Here is a 17519-nt window from a genome sequence, read left to right as displayed (position 1 = left end):
GCGCCGGCTAGGAGTCTTGCTGCATGCCTTTAGCGCTGCACCAAAAAATCGTAGAGTTCTTCGATATCGCTCACGGCGCGCAACAATTCGAGATTGGTGTGCGTGACAGAGCGCAAGGCCTTCCGGAGCAGATCCATATCGGAGTCCTCAAGGGCCGGCGCGATCTTGGGCTCAGGAATATCGGGCAGGCCGCGGCCGTTCCAGAACAGCTGGTTGCGCTCCGCGGAGTCCAGACCGGAGTTCGGCGAATACGCGTCGCGGGAAGCTTCCTGAGCTTGGGCCATCATGGACTGTTCCAGCGTGGCGAAGCTCAGGCCGCGCATGGCGAAGACGACGGAAGGGTCGGCGTCCATGCGCGCGGCGAGGCGGTCGACCACCGCCACGATGTGCTTGCAGAATGGAGCGTGATCCGGGCACGAGCAGCTAAAGCGCACGTCGTCGGGGTCCTCACCCAACAGGATATCGAGGACGCGGACGGGCAGGAGGCCGTCACGCGCGTCACGGATGGCATTGGGAGTGCGCGCCATAATCTCGCTGACCTGGCCCACATCGTCGTTGCTGCGGTACGGCAGCTGGATGAGCACGGCGAAGGGCTCGTTTTGGCTGCCGGCCACACGCCCGTGAATGGCGCCATTGCGCACGTCAAGGCCGACGACGTTGCCCGCATGAGCGTAGTCACGCCCGCGCGCCAAGCGTCCGGCGTCGACTTCCTTGCTCATGAAGGACACGAGGCGCGTCGCGGCCGGAGACATAGAGGATCCGGAGTGGTTGACGCGGTCGACCTTGAGGACCTCGTCCTGCGTAGTCACGCGCTTGCGCGTGCCGAAGTTGACGTAGGTGACGTTGTCAGGCGTCGAGCCATCGTTCGTTGCGTCGCCCGTGGTTGAATCCGCCATGGCCTACTCCCTTCCCCTATAGCTCATAAGATCAGCCAGCTGCTCGGGGCTGAGCTCGGTGAGCCAGCCTTCGCCTTCGCCCACGATGGCGCCGGCGAGCTGCATCTTGCCGTCGAGGATGTCCTGGATGGATTCCTCGAGCGTGCCCGCCGTAATCATCTTGTAGACCTGCACGTTGCGCTCCTGGCCGATGCGGAAGGCGCGGTCCGTGGCCTGATTTTCCACGGCGGGGTTCCACCAGCGGTCCATGTGGACCACGATATTCGCCGCCGTGAGGTTAAGGCCCGTGCCGCCCGCCTTGAGCGAAAGAATCATCACCGGCGGCCCATCGGGCGCCTGGAAACTCTCCACCATCTGGTCACGCTTATTTTTCGTCACGCCGCCGTGTAGGAACGGAATCTCACGGCCGAGTTGCTCCGTGAGGTAAGGCTGCAGGATATCGCCAAAGGCCTTGTACTGTGTGAAGACGAGAATGCGCTCGCCGGTCTGCGTGGCCTCATCGACAATGCGCATGAGTTCGCGAACCTTGCCAGAGCGGTGTTTGCCGCGAATGGTCACGGCGCTACCATCGCCCAAGTAGTGCGCCGGATGGTTACAAATCTGCTTAATGTGTGTGAGCGAGGCGAGCACGAGGCCGCGGCGCGCCATGCCCTTCGTTTCCTCCAAGCGCCGCTGGATGGAGTCGACGAGCGCTTTATACAGCGCCGCCTGCTCCGAAGTCATCTCCACGGTAACGATCTGCTCGGACTTCTCCGGCAGGTCATCGATGATGGTGGGGTCAGTCTTCAGGCGCCGCAGGATAAAGGGCGCGATGAGCTGGCGCAGCCGCTCGGCCAGGCCAGGGTCATCCCCGCGTTCGATGGGCTTGGCAAAGTGGTTGCGGAAGAAGCTCGCCGAGCCCAGGACGCCCGGGTTACAGAAGTCGAGGATGGAACGCATCTCGCTCAGACGATTTTCCACCGGAGTGCCCGTGAGAGCTAACCGATGCCGCGACGGCAACGAGCGCACAGCCCGCGAGGCCCGCGTGCCGGAGTTCTTAATGGCTTGCGCCTCGTCGAGCACGACGCGGTCCCAGTCCACTTCGCCAAGCATGAGGAAGTCCCGCGAGGCCGTGCCGTACGAGGTGATGACGAGGTCGTAGTCGCGTGCCTTGTCCACGAAATCCTGATCGCGCAGGCGCTGCGAGCCATGCTGGACGAGGACTTTGAAGCTCGGCACGAACTTCGCGGCCTCGCGTGCCCAGTTACCTACGACGGAGGTGGGCGCGATGACGAGCGTAGGGCCGGGCTTCGCTTCCTCCGCAGCCGCGGCGGCGGCGTGCTCGACCGCGAGCAAGGAAAGCAGCTGCAGCGTCTTGCCCAGGCCCATGTCGTCCGCGAGCACCGCGCCGATATCGTTCTGGGACATCCAGTAAAGCCAGTCCACGCCGCGGCGCTGGTAATCGCGCAGCTCCGCATGCACCGTGTCCGGAATGTCGACGCGCTTGGGCGCCGGGGTCTCCATGCCGCCAAGCAAGGAGTTGAACCAGCCGCTGCCGGTGAACTCGATCGGGTCCTTGGCCATCGCCTCGAGCGCGAGCTGGCGCAGTTCCGCGACGGTGACCTCGCCGAAGTCTGCGTCGTCCGCGGCCTCGTTGAACTCCGCAAGCCGGCGCTGGACGTCCGCGATCTGGTCTTCCCAGCCCGGCGTGCCCAAGTCTCGAGCGTGCTCGGCGCGCATGAGGTCGCGTTCGAGTTCCTTCTTCATCCGCTCGCGCGATTGCTTGGCCAGCTTGGACATGTAGTCGCTAATCCGCGTGATGGACGCCGTATCCGCCATCACCCAGTTGCCGCGCAGGCGGATAAGTCCAGATTTCGAGGCGATGAGTTCGTCCATCTCGTCATCGGTGAGCTCAATATCGCCCACGGACAGGCGCCAGTCATACTTAACCAGCTTTTCCATGCCGAGGTGGCGCTTCGTCGCGCCGTCCGCCCCGGAGTCAGCCTCGCGGGTCTCCAGTTTGGCGGTGGTCTCCATCTGGGACCATGCTTTGGGCAACATAACGTTGATCCCGGCCGTGCGCAGCGCCGCAGCGTCTGCGCCCACGAATTGAAGCAGGTCCTCGGTGCTGAGATAGACATCCCAGTCGCCCGCGTTCTCGTAGTAGCGGTCCGGCTCGCGCGAGCCCTCCTGTGCCAAGCGCGGCGCGATCTCGATGGCGCGGCGGCGCACGTCGCGCAGGCGCTCCACGCTCGTGCGGTCGAGCTGGCTCGTGCGGATGGGCTGCGGCGCATCCGTGCCCGAGCGCACGGCAAGGCGCACCGGCCACGTCGTATCCTGCCATCCCGGAGTAAAACTTTCGTCCCCGTCGTCTCCGGCGCTGGAGGCGGCGGCAAAGCCGGGAGCGGGGGCATCGGCAAGCTCCTGCTCCGCCGGCGGCTCCTCGACGATGACCACAAGCTGGAGGTCGACCTGGGTAATGGAATCCTTCCACTCGTTCAGCCCGCGCAGGAGCTGGGCGCGGCCGCGCTTGACCGCCGTGGTCCGCAGGAGGGCATCGACGAACTCGTGCCACGGGTAAGGGCGAATCTGCGTGCGGAGGTCCTCGAGCTCAACGTAGGTAATCCAGTGCGTGAGCTCGTCCGCCATGTCATCAGTGAGCGCCCGGTTATTGACGGTAAGGATGCCGGGAGCCGCCGCGACCATCTCCGCGAGCCAGCCGCGCTCCCCCAGGCCTGAGGCAAGCTGCCACATGGGGAACCACTCGCCGGACTGGTAGTTCAGGCGCATGGTCACGCGCCCCGCGCGCACGAACTTCGTGAGTCCCTCATACGCACGCACGAGCCAGAGTAGATCCGGGGCGAGGCTTTCGCGCTGCTCTAGGCTCACGCCCGGCGCGCGCCGCGACACGGCGGTGAGCTGGCTTAAAATCTTCACCGTCTCATCTGGGCCAAACATGGCCATGGGCACCATGAGCGAGACGTCTTTGCCCTTGGGCGTGCGCAGCGTCATGCGTGCACGGTTGCGGAAAGATTTATTAGCAAGGATCTGATCCACGACCGCGGGGAAGGTGCCCTCCGGCACCGCGGCAGGCGTGATGATCTTGTGCCCTTCGACCTGTTCAATCCATAAACCTAGCCCGGAGACCGGCAGCCAGATTCCATGCACAAGGTACGAAGACATAACGACCATTCTAACATTCTGACCCCACCGCGCCGCCTGTCGGGTTTTCGCTGGACGCCGCACTGTAAGCCGCAGCGCTATCGCACGTAGGTTCGGGTTTATTGAATGATTTGACTAAAACGCCACGATCCACCAGTGTGTTCCGTACCATAGTGCGGGACAGACTCATCCGTAGGTCACGCTGTGTCCTGCGCAACTCTGTGTGTGGCTTACGCTCACCGCGGGCCCCCTTACAGAGCACAACTCCCGCAGTACACGACTCTCTACAACCAAAGGAGGCGTGAGTGACTACCTCAACCTGGTACGTACTCGCCATCATCATTTATCTCTTTGTCATGCTTGCGATCGGTTATTGGTCGTACAAGCAGACGAGCCAGTATGACGACTACGTCCTGGGTGGGCGTGGTCTCAACCCCTTCGTCGCGGCGCTTTCGGCCGGCGCCTCGGATATGTCCGGTTGGCTGCTCATGGGCCTGCCCGGCGCGCTCTTCCTCACCGGTTTCTCCGAGCTGTGGATGGCCATCGGTCTTACCGTCGGCGCCTGGTTCAACTGGAAGCTCGTGGCCCCGCGCCTGCGTGCCTACTCGGAGGTCGCCAACAACTCGATTACGGTGCCCTCCTTCTTTGAAAACCGCGTGCACGATCACTCGCGCGTGCTGCGTATCGTCGCTGCACTCGTCATCATCTTCTTCTTTACCTTCTACGTCTCCTCCGGCATGGTCTCCGGCGGCCGCTATTTCGAGTCGACGTTCCAGGGCGACTACTTGACCGGCATGCTCATCGTTGCTGCGGTGACGGTGGCCTACACCTTCATCGGCGGCTTCCTCGCGGTGTCCTACACGGACGCAGTTCAGGGCATGCTCATGTTCGCCGCGCTCATTATCGTCCCCGTCATGGCGATCATCGCGCTGGATAACCCGGCCGATATCTTCTCCTTCGCTGCGGAGAACCCCTACGCCACGGGCGGCGCTATTGAGAACCCACAGTATTTCTCGCTGTTCTCCGGCGTCTCCGCCGCTGTCATCATCGGCAACCTCGCTTGGGGCCTGGGCTACTTCGGCCAGCCGCACATCATCGTGCGCTTCATGGCGCTGCGCTCGCCTGCCGATGCCGCCACGGGCCGCCGCGTGGGCATTGGCTGGATGGCTCTGTCCATCCTCGGCGCCGTCTTCGTGGCACTGGCCGGTACGGTCTTCTTCACCAACACCGACCACTCGATTACGGACCAGGAGAATTACGAGACCATCTTCTTGGACATGGCGCAGATCATGTTCCACCCGCTCGTCGCCGGCCTCGTGCTCACCGCGGTCCTTGCCGCCATTATGTCGACGATGTCCTCGCAGCTGCTCGTCGTCTCCTCCTCGCTCATCGAGGATCTCTTCACCATCGTCAAGAAAGACAAGCCGTCGGACGCGGTCATGATGAACCTCTCGCGCACCGCCGTCGTCGCCGTCGCCGTCCTCGCCGCCGTGCTCGCGATTAATCCGAACGACTCCATCTTGGGCCTCGTCTCCTTCGCCTGGGCCGGCTTCGGCGCCGCCTTCGGCCCACTGGTTCTGTTCTCCCTGTTCTGGAAGCGTCTCAACGCCCCGGGCGCCATCGCAGGCATGATTACCGGTGCCGTCGTCACCATCGTGTGGGGCATGACCTCCCTGGGCGACCTTATCTACGAGATTGTCCCCGGCTTCGCCGCCGCCGCGATCGTCACCTGGGTCGTGTCGCTTGCCACCGCCGCACCTCGCCCGGAGACTACCGCGGAGTTCGACGCCGCACAGGAGCTCATCGCGAAGGCCAACCGCGATAAGAACTTCCAGTTCGAAGGCGCCGCCGATTAACGAGCACCGTCTACACGGAACCTTTCGCCGCGCCGGCCAGTCCAACTAAGTCGTGAATGCTTTTCTTCGCGACTCCGTGACTGCCCGGCGCGTGTACGTTTTTCTCCTCACTCTCGCCACCCTCGCCTTTCTCGTGCCCCGCTGGCTCAGTCCTCCCGCCTGGCTGTTTCCGCCAGGGCCTACCGATGCCACCCTTCCAGAACCTCGCACCCTCCTCACCGCCGTCCCCGTCGCCCCGGGCGAGCGCCACCGCGTCGTGGGCTACGAGCGCGAGGCCTTCGGCGACGGCTGGGGCAGGGCACGCGTGACGGGTCTCGAGCACTGCACGTCCCGGGAGGCAGCGCTTGCCGTGCAGTCGCGTCCGCGCGCCACGAGCTGCGAACCGGCTGCTGTCATTGAAGATCTCTATGCCGACACGCGCGTCTTCTCCACGGAAAGGCTCGAGGCTGACCACGTCTTTCCGCTTGCCGCCGCGTGGGACATGGGCGCCTGGGCGTGGGACGACGCGCGGCGCGTGGAGTTTGCCAACGACCCGCTCAACCTGGTTATCACCACGCGCGCGGCCAACCAAGACAAGTCTGACCAACTCCCCTCGCGCTGGATGCCGCCCGCGCGCACGCGGCATTGCTGGTACGCTCAGCGGCTGGCCGCCGTCGCCTACGCCTATTCCCTACCGTTGCCGGCCGCGGACCATAGAGCAGTGCGTCGCGCCTGCCGGTTGTAATTCCCCGTGCCCCCGGTTCGCGAAAGACCCTGTTCGCCTATAGGCTAGTTCCCTAATGGCCGCAGGCGGCTTGCCTGCGTGCACGAAGCACACAACGAAAGGTCTTCAGACAGGTCACCCCATGACTACTCTCGCCATCGCAATCCACGTCATCGCTGCCATCCTGCTCGTCGGCCCGGTCATGGTCTCTACCTCCATGTTCCCGGCCCAGATCGCCACCGCCAAGGGCGGCAACACCGGCGCGCTCAACGTCCTGCACCGCATCACGAAGACCTACGGTCTCTTCTCCGCCATGGTCCCGGTCCTCGGCGTCGCCGTGTTCCTCACGGATCTGGCGACCTACGGCAAGCAGGGTCAGTTCCACGCCTCCATCGCTCTCGCCATCATCGCCTGGGCTCTGCTCATTTTCGTCGTCATTCCCAAGCAGAAGGCCGTCGTCGCAGCGCTGGGTGGTGACGCTGACACCGTGCAGGCAGCTTCTCCGGCCGATAAGCCGGTCGATCTGGAGAAGTCCCGCTCCCAGATTGCGATGTTCTCCGGTATCTTCAACCTGCTGTGGATCATCATCGCGATCCTCATGTTCATTTAACGCGCCTCGCCTTGCGCGTCCTCGCGCGCTCGGTACCGTGTCGTCCCCGCCGCCAACCACATGCGAAAGACCCCGGCCAGCGAACTCCTCTCGAGTCCGCTGGCCGGGTCTTTTCTGCGGTCTAGGCGTCTAGCTGGCTAGTCGCGCCAGCCACCACGGCGGTCATCACGGTCGCGACCACCACGGAAACCACCACGGCGGTCATCACGGTCGCGGCCACCACGGTAACCACCACGGCGATCGTCACGGCCACCACGACGGTCATCACGGTCGCGGCCACCACGGTAGCCACCGCGGCGATCGTCACGGCCACCACGATCGTTGTCGCGACGCGGCGGACGACCAGTGTCCTTCGTAATGTTGATGAGCTGGCCGGAAATGCGCGTGTCCTTGAGACGGTCGAGCACGGCCGGATCCATATCCTTCGGCAGGTCAACCAGGGTATGCCCCACGGCGATGGTAATGCGACCGAAGTCCTTGGAGGTCAAGCCACCTTCGTTGGCCAGGGCGCCGACGATGGCACCGGGGCGGACATTCTGGCGCTTGCCGACATCAAGGCGGTAGGTAACAAAGTCACCGTCAGGACGACGCGGGCCGCGATCACCACGGTCGCCGCGGCCACGGAAGCCACCGCGGTCGCGGTCCCGACGGTCGTCGCGCTCAAAGCGGTCACGGTCGCGGCGGTCACGCTTGGACTTCGGCTGCTCCTTGAACAGGAACTCCTGGCCGCCCTGCAGCTGCACGGCGAGTGCGGCGGCAATGTCGTCCATGGCCACATTGTTGGTCTCCGAGTACTTGCGCACGAGGCCTCGGAAGAGCTCCATCTGCTTGTCCTCGAGAGACTCGCCGATAGACGCCGCGAACTTCTCCTTGCGCTTTGCGTTGACCTCGTCGACGCTGGGCAGCTCCATTTCCTCGAGGCGAGCATTGGTCACGCGCTCAATGGAACGGAGCATGCGACGCTCACGCGGGGTGACGAAGAGGATGGCCTCGCCTGTGCGGCCGGCACGACCGGTACGGCCGATGCGGTGGACGTAAGACTCCGTGTCATTCGGAATGTCGTAGTTGATGACGTGCGTGATGCGGTCGACGTCCAAGCCACGGGCCGCGACGTCTGTCGCGACGAGGATGTCCAAGCGGCCATCCTTGAGCTGGTCGACGGTGCGCTCACGCTGCTGCTGTGCGATGTCGCCGTTAATGGCGGCCGCGTTGTAGCCGGCGTCGCGCAGGGTGTCTGCAACTTCTTCGGTCTCGTGCTTCGTGCGGCAGAAGACAATCATGCCGTCGTATTCGATGACCTCCAGGATGCGCGTGAACGCATCCATCTTCTGGCGGTGTGCCGTAAGCAGGTAGCGCTGCGTGATGTTGTCGTTCGTGCGGCGCTCAGACTTGACGGTAACCTCAGCAGGTTCATTGAGGTACTGCTTGGACAGACGGCGAATGCCATTGGGCATGGTCGCGGAGAAGAGTGCGACCTGCTTGTCTTCCGGAGTATCTTCGAGGATGCGCTCGACGTCTTCCTGGAAGCCCATGTTGAGCATCTCGTCCGCCTCATCGAGCACGAGGAAGCGCAGCTGCGAAATGTCCAGCGAGCCCTTCTCCAAGTGGTCGATGACGCGACCCGGGGTGCCGACGATGACCTGTGCGCCACGGCGCAAGCCCGAGAGCTGGATGCCGTAGGCCTGACCACCATAGATGGGCAGGATTTCAATGCGGGCCAGGTGGTCCGCGAAGGACTGGAAGGAGTCTGCGACCTGCAGGGCGAGCTCACGCGTCGGCGCGAGAACGAGGGCCTGCGGGTGGCGGGCATCCGGATCGATCTGGGACAGGACCGGCAGCGCGAACGCTGCGGTTTTACCCGTACCGGTCTGTGCAAGGCCCACGACGTCGCGGCCCTCCATCAAGATCGGAATGGTCTCTGCCTGAATGGGTGAAGGGGTGGTGTAGCCCACCTTGGCAACGGCCTCCTGAACTTCTTCAGGTAGACCGAGGTGCGCAAACCCCTGGGAGTCGTCATTGGCCGAATCCTCAGATTCGGCGCCGGTGTCCTCAGAAGTTGCCGCAGCCCTGGTGTCGTTGTCATTCGAGTCCGTGGCGCTATCTGCCACGACGTTATCCGTGGCATTGCCTGCCACGACACCTTGCGTGTTTTCCTGAGATTCCGACTGATTGAAATTTTCTTCCGGCTCGTTGACGCCGCCGGTGGCGTTATCGGTAATGCTCATTGCTCCACCCACACTACTTGACGCAGGCAATAAACACCATTGAATACACAAATAGTTACGTGTTGGTGGGCGGAAACACCGCGGTGCGCTCCCCACCCGAATGGTCACAATGGCTCGTCCCGGTTGCTAGCTCCGGTCGCGCCTCTCCCCTTCCCGCAGTATGCCCGCAGCGCGAAACGGCACCCACGATTCCATCGTGGACGCCGTCTGTATACGGGGTGTGAGCGCATGTTCACGCTAACGAAAGCTGCACCAGATTAGAGGGCGGGCGACAGTCCAGCGTCGTCTTGTCCGGAGACGCGGAACAGGTGCTCATTGACGAACTCGCCCACGCCCCAGCGTGCGAGCTCACGGCCGTAGCCGGAACGGCCCACGCCGCCGAAGGGCAGGCCAGCGGCGGTCACGGAGGCCTCGTTGACGAAGGTCATGCCGTCTTTGAGCTGGGAGGCGACCTTCGCAGCAGCCTCCACGTCGGCGCCCCACACGGAGCCGGACAGGCCGTACTCGGAGGCCTCGTTAGCCACCTTCACGGCCTCGTCTGCGTCCTTGACCTTGTAGACGATGGCGACGGGACCGAAGATCTCGTTGCAGCCCACGTCTGCCTTCGGGTCGACGTCGGTGAGCAGCGTGGGCTCCATGTAGGCGCCCTCGCGATCAAGGGCCTTGCCACCCACACGAATGGTGGCCTCACCGTTCTGCGCAGCCTTCTCGAGTCGCTCGACAATCTCGTCGCGCGCGTCGATGGAGGACAGCGGTCCGATGTCCGCGTTCTCGTCGTCGAAGGAGCCGACCTTCATCGCACCGATCTTCTCCTCGAGGTACTCGACGGTGCGGTCGTAGAAGTCTTCCATGACGATAAGGCGCTTGGGCGCGTTGCACGCCTGGCCGGTGTTATACATGCGGATGGGCAGGTACTGGTCCAGAACCCACTCAAGCTTCGCGTCGTCGAGAACGATGAACGGATCGTTGCCGCCCAGCTCGAGCACGGACTTCTTGTAGTTTTCGCCTGCGGTCTTCGCCACGGCAGCGCCAGCGCCCTCGGAGCCGGTGAGCGAGACGCCCTTGATGCGCTTATCCGCCACGAAGTCATCCATCTGGGAGCCCGAGGCGTAGATATTGATATACGCGTCCTTGGGCAGGCCCGCCTCGACGAGCAGATCCTCACAGTCCTGGGAGGACAGCGGGCAAATCGACGCATGCTTCAGCACGATGGTGTTGCCCAGCAACAGGTTGGGAGCAGCGAAACGGGCGACCTGGTAGTACGGGAAATTCCACGGCATGATGCCTAGCAGCGGGCCAAGCGGGTCCTTGCGCACGTAGCTGTGAATGGCACCCTGCGCCGGGAGTTCCTCGTCCGCGAGCAGCTCGTGCGCGTGCTCGGCGTAGTACCGGTAAATGTCGGCGACGATAGAAATCTCCGCCTTGCCCCAACGCGTGAGCTTGCCCATCTCACGTCCGATGTGCTCGGCGAGTTCCTCCGCGCGCTCCTCGTAGAGGTCCGCGGTACGCGCCAGCACGGCGGCGCGCTCATCGATGCTTGTCGCGCTCCACTCCTTAAAGGCCGCCGTGGAGCGGTCTAAGATGCCATCGCGATCGGAGTCCGCGATGCGCTGAAAAGTCTCTTCTTGCTTACCAGTGTTCGGGTTATTTAATGCGAAATCAGCCATGGCCCCCCTGCGTACCCGCACACCCGGCATCCTTCAATGAAGAACGGTGACGAGCGCGGCTCACCACGCCAAAGACACGTCATACCTTTGCATATAAAGATCTGTTCGGGCTTAGGCGTAGCGGCTGGCCCAACGTCATACCCGCCAAGGCGGTGGCGACCACCGAAGTATGCGTGGCGCCGGTGGCGACGATGGCCTTCTTTGTCATTTCCATGGTTTCGAGAGTCCGTCGCGGCCCGCCGGGCGGTAGCCAATTCAACCGTAACCAACGCACCCGGAATAAAGCACAGATGCGCGCCGTTGTAGCCACCATGACCACGAGCGATCTGTTTAAGCCCCTGTCCCTCGGCCGTTACGAGCTGGCCAACCGCGTGACCATGGCGGCCCTCACCCGCTCCCGCGCGGGCGAGTCCGGCATCCCCACCGAGCTCCACGCGGAGTATTACTCGCAGCGTGTCAGCAACGGACTCGTCGTCACCGAGGGCACCTTCCCCGCGGTGTCCACCCGCGCCTTCCCCGGTCAGGCCGGTATCGAGACTGCAGAGCAGCAGGCCGGTTGGGCCAGGGTTGCGGACGCCGTCCACGCCAAGGGCGGCACAATCTTCATGCAGATGATGCATGCCGGCCGCCTGTCCCACACAACGCTATCGAACGGCCCGCAACCGGAGGCACCGTCCGCCATTGCCTCGGGCACCGCCGTACGCGACTTCGAGACCCGCAAAGACTGCCCGGTGCCCCGCGCCTTGGAGACCTCGGAGATCCCGCGCATCATCGAACAGTTCCGTGCCGCCGCCCGCCGCGCGGTCGACGCCGGCATTGATGGCGTCGAAATCCACGGCGCTAACGGATACCTGCTCCATGAATTCATGGGCGCCGTCTCCAACCAGCGCACGGACGAGTACGGCGGCTCGCCCGAAAACCGCGCCCGCCTGCTCATCGAGCTCACCCAGGCCCTTGTCGAGGAAATCGGCGCCGACCGCGTCGCCATCCGCCTGTCCCCCAAGATGAATGCCCAGGGGCCCATCGATCCCGAGGACAACGACGCAGAGGTCGCCGCCACCTACGGTGCCTACCTCGACGGCATCAAGGATCTGAACATCGCCTACGTATCCTTGCTCTGGGGATTCGAGGAGAACGCGCTTATCCAGAACCTTGCGGAGAAAGCCCGTGCCAACGGCACGACCCGCGTCCTCTTCAACACGGGCTTCCCCACCGTCACCCAGCTTTCCGATGCCGCCGCGCTCATCGAGCGCCCCTACGTCGACGCCGTCGTCGTAGGCCGCATGATTCTGGCTAACCCGGATCTCTCCCGCCGCTGGGAGGAGGGCCTTGAGCTCAACGAGCCGGACCCCGCCACCTTCTACGTGGGTGGCGCACATGGTTACACGGACTACCCGTTCGCTAGCTAGTTACGCTCCCGCTCACCGCTCAGCAACGCCGCCGCACTCCTCGTCTGGGGACTGCGGCAGCGTTGCTTTTATATTGTGCGCGCATGGTGCGTGCTGCGCTTAGGTCTCGAAGACGCGCTTGAGTCGATCGAGCCGGTCCTGGTATTCCTTGACGCGCTCCGCGTATCGTTCACCAATCGTCACGATGACCGAGTTGGCAATCATGAGCGGCACAGACATGGACAGCCAGCCATCGCGGGCGCCACGCGGGGACGCCAGCACGATATCCGGGATGGGCGAGAGAATCTGCAGATTATCCGTCACGAGCAGGATGCGTGCGCCAACTTTCTCCGCGTGCGCGAGGAGGTGGCGCAGCTGCCTGGAAGTTTTGCGGAACTCGAAGACGATGAGGACGTCCTTACCCGTCATGGTGAGCACAGCCTCCGCATTCTCATGCGCCGTCAGGTCGGTGAGGTCATGTACCGCAAGGCCAAAGCGGCCGAGACGGCGATAGTACATCTCAGACAACAGCGCGGAGTCGCTGCGGCCATAGATATAAATGCGCTCGCCTTCCATGATGAGATCCGCCGCAGCGTCGATATCGCGCTGCTTCACGTTCTTCGGGATGAGAGTGAAGTTATCAATCTCAGACTGCACCATGTTGCCCAGCGTGGAACCATCGCGCATAGTCGCTGCCCGCGGCTTGAGCGTCTCCACGTGACCAGCAAGGAAATCAGAGTGCATGTCGCGCAGATCCGCGCGCAGCTCAAGGAAACCCTTGTAGCCGAGTTTCTTCGAGGTACGCGTCACGGCAGAGGGATGAACGCGGGCACGTGCGGCCACGTCTTCGCCGCGCCACAAGGCGGCCTCTGCTGGGTTGGATAGCAACACATCAACGATCGCGAGGTCCGACTTATTCAGGTCGGCACGATGACTCTCGACACGTTCTTGAAAACTCACGGGCGCTAGTCTAATGAAATTTTTATTTCCCAAGTAACCCGTTGGTCATTTTTTGGTTCCGCACGCGCAGACGGCGCGGGATAACCGTTTCTAACGGCTCGCGAGCAAAGAACCAACCGCTCAGCCCCACGACGGCAATGACCGCACATAGCCCAAAGGCTGCCATAAATCCCCATTCGTCCGCGAGTGCACCAATGACGATGGGGCCTAAGATTTGACCAAAGTCGCCCGCCATCTGGAATGCGGAGAGCACCTGGCCGCCAGAGCGCTCGTTGCCAATAACGTCCGCGAGTGCTGCCTGCTGCGCCGGATTGATAAGGCCCGAGGCCGCGCCGGCCAACACGGAGAATACGATGAGCGAGACCACGTGGTCCGCGAACCCCAGCGTGCCCATGAAGACCCCGGAGCCCACCAGGCCACTTATGATGAGGGGCTTGCGGCCCCACCTGTCTGCCAGGCGGCCCGAGAATTGCAGAACCGTCGCATTACCCGCCGCGAACGCCGCCAGCGCGAAACCAGAAGCCGCCGCACCGTTGTGAAAGACGGATGCCGCAAACAACGGAAGCACGGAGACGCGCACGCCCATGTTGATCCACGAGTGCGCAAAGTTCGACGTCAGCGCGGCGCGAAACGCCGTGTCAGACCATGCGTCACGCACCGCCATGTGTGGCGCCTCGTGGGCACGTTCCTCCTGGGGGTCGACCTTAGGCATGAGCACCGCCACGATAAGCGCGGCAATGCCCACGCCGACGCCGTAGATAAAAAACGGCCACCGGAAGCCGAGGAACGACAAGGACGCGCCCACCAGCGGTCCGGCCACGTTACCCAAGAGGAATGCCGTGCCGTAGAGTGCCGAACACTTGCCGCGAATCGTGGGCGGCGACAAACGCACGATAAGTCCCATGGCGGAAACCGTAAACATCGTCGAGCCAATGCCCGCGATGGCGCGCAACGCGAGGATGTGCCAATAGCTTTGCGACAGAGCAACCATGCCCGTGGCAACACCCACCGTGGTAAGGCCCACGAGGTAAATCCGGCGCGAGCCCAACATATCCACGAGGCGTCCGGACGCAGGCGCAAAGAACAGCCGCGACGCGGCAAATGCAGAGACCACACAACCCGCGGCCGCCATCGACACGTCGAAGCTCACCACGAACTGCGGCAGCAGCGGCGCGATGAGCCCGTAGCCAATCGCAATCATGAACGCCGCAGCGACCATAATCCAAATCTCACGCGGTATCTTCGCCTCAATCTGCGGCTCTACCGACTGCTGCGGCTCCGGGTGCGGCATGCCAGAAGATTCCGCGACGGACTGGCGTGACGCAGACAGTTCCCTGTCGTGTTCCGAAATTTTTTCTTCCCCTTTCTTCGTGCTATTCAGTCTATCGCTCTTGGATGCGCCGCTATAGTCGCCACATTTCGAACACGATTTCGATGTTCGGCATTGTCCGGACCCGGCGTGTTGGGGCCTAGCCTTACTCTGCGAAGCATGAACACTGTTGCTGATACTCACCTTGCCATCGAACTCTCCGCCGCAGAGACCGTGTCCAAGCTGCGCACCGTGCTGCGCCACCCGCGCTCCCTTGCCCGGCCCGTCGCCAGCTGGCGTCCGCCCACACTGGCGCTGCCTGCCGTGGGGGCTGCCCCACCGCTTATCATCGCGCTCACGCGCTATCGCGTGGGCCCGGTGGCCAAGGCTCGCGTCCGCGGTTATGGCGCCACCCGCGAGCCCGCGTATCTCATCAGCGCGCGGATCACGGATCCCACCGGACCGCTGCGTAGCGACGCCGCACTCGTCGCCGCCGAAGCATGGGTGCGCGCTGCGGTCAGCCCGGCGCCGGCACCCGCCGAAGAGGACACGTCACGCCCGGCGCTCGCAGCGGTCGACACGCCGCATGACTGCTACGGCGGAGACGCGGTGCACGAGATCACGACGTCCTCGGCCGCCACCTTTGTCTGGCTCGTGGACCGTGACTTCCGCCCGGTGCCGTCACCGTTGTCCATGTTCGAAAGCTTTGCGTCTGCGGCCTAACCAGCCACCGGCCATGGCCGCGAACCACTACCGGGGACCGCTGCCGCGCTGCGACTTAAGCCCTGTGGCGGCCTTGTGCGTCTGCGCCTAGCGCGCGAGAGCCCTCGTTGCGGGGCGTTCCTGCGGTGCCGGTAGTTTCGCGTGCGAGCTCATTCAACGCACGGCCGGCGTCCTTGACTTCTTGCTCGCTCTCAGTGAGAAGAATGCGCGACAGCCGCGGCTCGTTGCCGCTAAAGGTAAAGAAAGCCATGGGGCGCGGCGGCATATAACGCACCAGGACGAGCACGATGAGCACGCAGAACGTTTTATCAATGCTGTCGCAGATGAGGTTCTGCAAAATAGTGGCTTCCACCTCGCCCATGCGCAGCAGCACAAAGAAGTTCGCGAAGGATTCCGCGTTCGGCGTCGAGTCGCCGCGTAGCGCAACGAGGACGGTAAGCGACGACAGGATGCCGTTGATCAGACCGATGAACGCACCGCGCGCCATGACGCTGCCGAGTGAGGAGAACACGGAGACGCGCGCGCAATAGCTCACGGCCAGGGCAACGAAGGCTGCGGAGACCACGTGCGGAATCATCATGGGTGCCGAGAATCCCCAAAGCACGGCGGTAAGCCCGGCGGTCGCGAGCCCGAGGATCGGTCCGCCAATGACAGTTGCGCCGATGGTGCCCAGCGTGTCGCCATAAAAAGGCAATCCCAGGCGATCGACGGACATGCCCACCACAATGTTGACGAACACGCCCATGGGCACGATGATGAACACACGGTCAGGCGCACTGCCGTATCCAGCAATGAGAAACAGTACGGTCGCGACGGCGACGAGGATGTACATCGTCTCCTCTGCCGGAATGTCATAGATGCGGTGGAGCGGGATGTCCCCTGGCCATTGAAACAATGCGACAAACCACTGGCTGGCTAGGAGCGCGACGCCCACAACAGCGAGGACGGTGCGCCACCGCGCTTGGGTCTGGAACTCCACTGTCCTGTCGTCCTCGTCTCTTATCTAGGCCATGGCGTGCCGCCGCGCCGAGTGGAACCGGCGCGGCACATACATTCGGGCTATTAGTTTTAGTTTAACGCGACGGCAGATACTTTAACGCGGCGGTCGGCACATTTCTTCAGCGGTGGCTGTCCAACCCGACGCCGCAGACTAGTCGCGCGTGATGTCGGTGCCCTCGGCGTCGTCGTCAGTCTCCACGTCGTCCTCGTCCTCGTCGAAGTCGTCGTCACCGTCCAGCTCGTCCGCGTCGAGATCATCGGCGCCGAAGATGTCGTAGACCTCAGGCTCGTCATAGTCGTCATCGTCGAAGGACACGAGCTGTGCTTCCCAATCGAGGGCCTGCTCGGAGACGAGTCCCAGTACGTCGAAGAGACGATCAAAGTCGGTGTACGTGCCCAGCTCGAGGGTCTCGGCGGGAATCTCGATGACGGGGCCTTCGCCCAGGCCATTGCTCAGCAGCTCGAGGCGGTCATCATCGAAGTCGTCGCCCAGCTCCCACAGCTCATGGATGGACTCGTCTTCGAGCTCCTCAAACTCTTCTTCATCAAAATCGAAAGCCACGAAGCGCACGACGGCGCAGGGCTCGCCGTCCACGGACTCAACGAGCACGCGCAGCTCCGAGTCATTGGCGACCTCGGCGACAACGAGATTCGGGTTGAACTCGTCTTGTGCGAATTCAAGTTCCGCAATGCGCTCATCGGTGCCCTCGAGCAGATCGCGCAGCACCGTGACAACCTGGTCGGTCGCGATGTGGCGCGCCACAGCGTCGAGCGCGTCGTCCACGGAGAAGGCGACGGAGACCAAGACGGCCTCAAATTCCTCATCGTCTTCGTCGACATCCGCCGCCGCGATGTACACGTTGGCCGCCGGCAGCAGCGGATCGATCTCCTGGAACTGAATCTCCAGGTCAGAGGTGATAGGAACGAACATGATGTCATCGTGAACGCGGGACTCGATGCCCTCAGCGTCCAGTGCAGTCGCAATATCTTCAAAGAAGCTCATGGTGACCCTTTCGATTCGTGATGGCGTGCACGAGGCGGT

The 17519-nt window shown here is 63.2% G+C and carries 13 protein-coding genes; 5 read left to right on the top strand and 8 right to left on the bottom strand.

Going from position 1 to position 17519, the window contains the following annotated elements:
* Positions 1 to 29: 29 nt before the first annotated feature.
* Both HMPREF3227_RS00300 and HMPREF3227_RS00295 read right to left on the bottom strand, forming a co-directional pair.
* A complete protein-coding gene (locus tag HMPREF3227_RS00300; protein WP_066490730.1) occupies positions 30 to 896 on the bottom strand; it encodes an SWIM zinc finger family protein in 867 nt (288 codons plus the stop codon).
* A gap of 3 nt (positions 897 to 899) precedes the next feature.
* Positions 900 to 4058: a DEAD/DEAH box helicase gene (locus HMPREF3227_RS00295; protein WP_066509349.1), complete on the bottom strand. Its 3159-nt coding sequence runs from the start codon at positions 4056 to 4058 to the stop codon at positions 900 to 902.
* A 284-nt stretch (positions 4059 to 4342) separates the two neighbouring features.
* Here HMPREF3227_RS00295 and putP point away from each other — a divergent pair, with 284 nt between their 5' ends.
* From putP to HMPREF3227_RS00280, 3 genes are all read left to right on the top strand, one after another.
* Entirely contained in the window at positions 4343 to 5893 is a 1551-nt protein-coding gene (putP, locus tag HMPREF3227_RS00290) for a sodium/proline symporter PutP (protein WP_077210057.1), read from the top strand.
* A 52-nt stretch (positions 5894 to 5945) separates the two neighbouring features.
* A complete protein-coding gene (locus HMPREF3227_RS00285) occupies positions 5946 to 6617 on the top strand; it encodes an HNH endonuclease family protein (protein ID WP_231732301.1) in 672 nt (223 codons plus the stop codon).
* Between the two features lie 121 nt (positions 6618 to 6738).
* Positions 6739 to 7206: a hypothetical protein gene (locus tag HMPREF3227_RS00280; RefSeq protein WP_066509346.1), complete on the top strand. Its 468-nt coding sequence runs from the start codon at positions 6739 to 6741 to the stop codon at positions 7204 to 7206.
* A gap of 137 nt (positions 7207 to 7343) precedes the next feature.
* On the opposite strand, the gene HMPREF3227_RS00275 is transcribed toward HMPREF3227_RS00280, so the two are convergent.
* On the bottom strand, positions 7344 to 9431 hold the full coding sequence (locus HMPREF3227_RS00275; RefSeq protein ID WP_066509342.1) for a DEAD/DEAH box helicase: 2088 nt from the start codon (positions 9429 to 9431) through the stop codon (positions 7344 to 7346).
* Between the two features lie 257 nt (positions 9432 to 9688).
* Positions 9689 to 11098, bottom strand: a complete 1410-nt coding sequence (locus HMPREF3227_RS00270) for an NAD-dependent succinate-semialdehyde dehydrogenase (protein ID WP_066509339.1) — start codon at positions 11096 to 11098, stop codon at positions 9689 to 9691.
* Between the two features lie 290 nt (positions 11099 to 11388).
* Here HMPREF3227_RS00270 and HMPREF3227_RS00265 point away from each other — a divergent pair, with 290 nt between their 5' ends.
* Positions 11389 to 12507 (top strand): alkene reductase, encoded by a 1119-nt coding sequence (locus tag HMPREF3227_RS00265; protein WP_369814835.1) that lies wholly within the window; start codon positions 11389 to 11391, stop codon positions 12505 to 12507.
* A 99-nt stretch (positions 12508 to 12606) separates the two neighbouring features.
* Here the strand turns inward: HMPREF3227_RS00265 and HMPREF3227_RS00260 are convergent, their stop codons facing one another.
* The gene (locus HMPREF3227_RS00260) at positions 12607 to 13446 is read right to left on the bottom strand and encodes a MurR/RpiR family transcriptional regulator (protein ID WP_066509336.1); all 840 of its coding nucleotides are present in this window, start codon (positions 13444 to 13446) and stop codon (positions 12607 to 12609) included.
* Positions 13447 to 13468: 22 nt separating this feature from the next.
* On the bottom strand, positions 13469 to 14737 hold the full coding sequence (locus tag HMPREF3227_RS00255) for an MFS transporter (protein ID WP_066509330.1): 1269 nt from the start codon (positions 14735 to 14737) through the stop codon (positions 13469 to 13471).
* A gap of 198 nt (positions 14738 to 14935) precedes the next feature.
* Here HMPREF3227_RS00255 and HMPREF3227_RS00250 point away from each other — a divergent pair, with 198 nt between their 5' ends.
* A complete protein-coding gene (locus tag HMPREF3227_RS00250) occupies positions 14936 to 15478 on the top strand; it encodes a hypothetical protein (RefSeq protein ID WP_066509328.1) in 543 nt (180 codons plus the stop codon).
* A gap of 55 nt (positions 15479 to 15533) precedes the next feature.
* Here the strand turns inward: HMPREF3227_RS00250 and HMPREF3227_RS00245 are convergent, their stop codons facing one another.
* The gene (locus HMPREF3227_RS00245; RefSeq protein WP_066509325.1) at positions 15534 to 16457 is read right to left on the bottom strand and encodes a hypothetical protein; all 924 of its coding nucleotides are present in this window, start codon (positions 16455 to 16457) and stop codon (positions 15534 to 15536) included.
* A gap of 171 nt (positions 16458 to 16628) precedes the next feature.
* Complete coding sequence (locus tag HMPREF3227_RS00240; protein ID WP_066490697.1) at positions 16629 to 17480, bottom strand: DNA primase; 852 nt, start codon at positions 17478 to 17480, stop codon at positions 16629 to 16631.
* Positions 17481 to 17519 lie beyond the last annotated feature (39 nt).

Origin of the sequence: Corynebacterium sp. CMW7794, from assembly GCF_001563605.1 — a bacterium.
Taxonomy (GTDB): domain Bacteria; phylum Actinomycetota; class Actinomycetes; order Mycobacteriales; family Mycobacteriaceae; genus Corynebacterium; species Corynebacterium phoceense.
The sequence above is the reverse complement of the archived record's forward strand: the minus strand, read 5'-3'. Positions and strand labels throughout refer to the sequence as shown.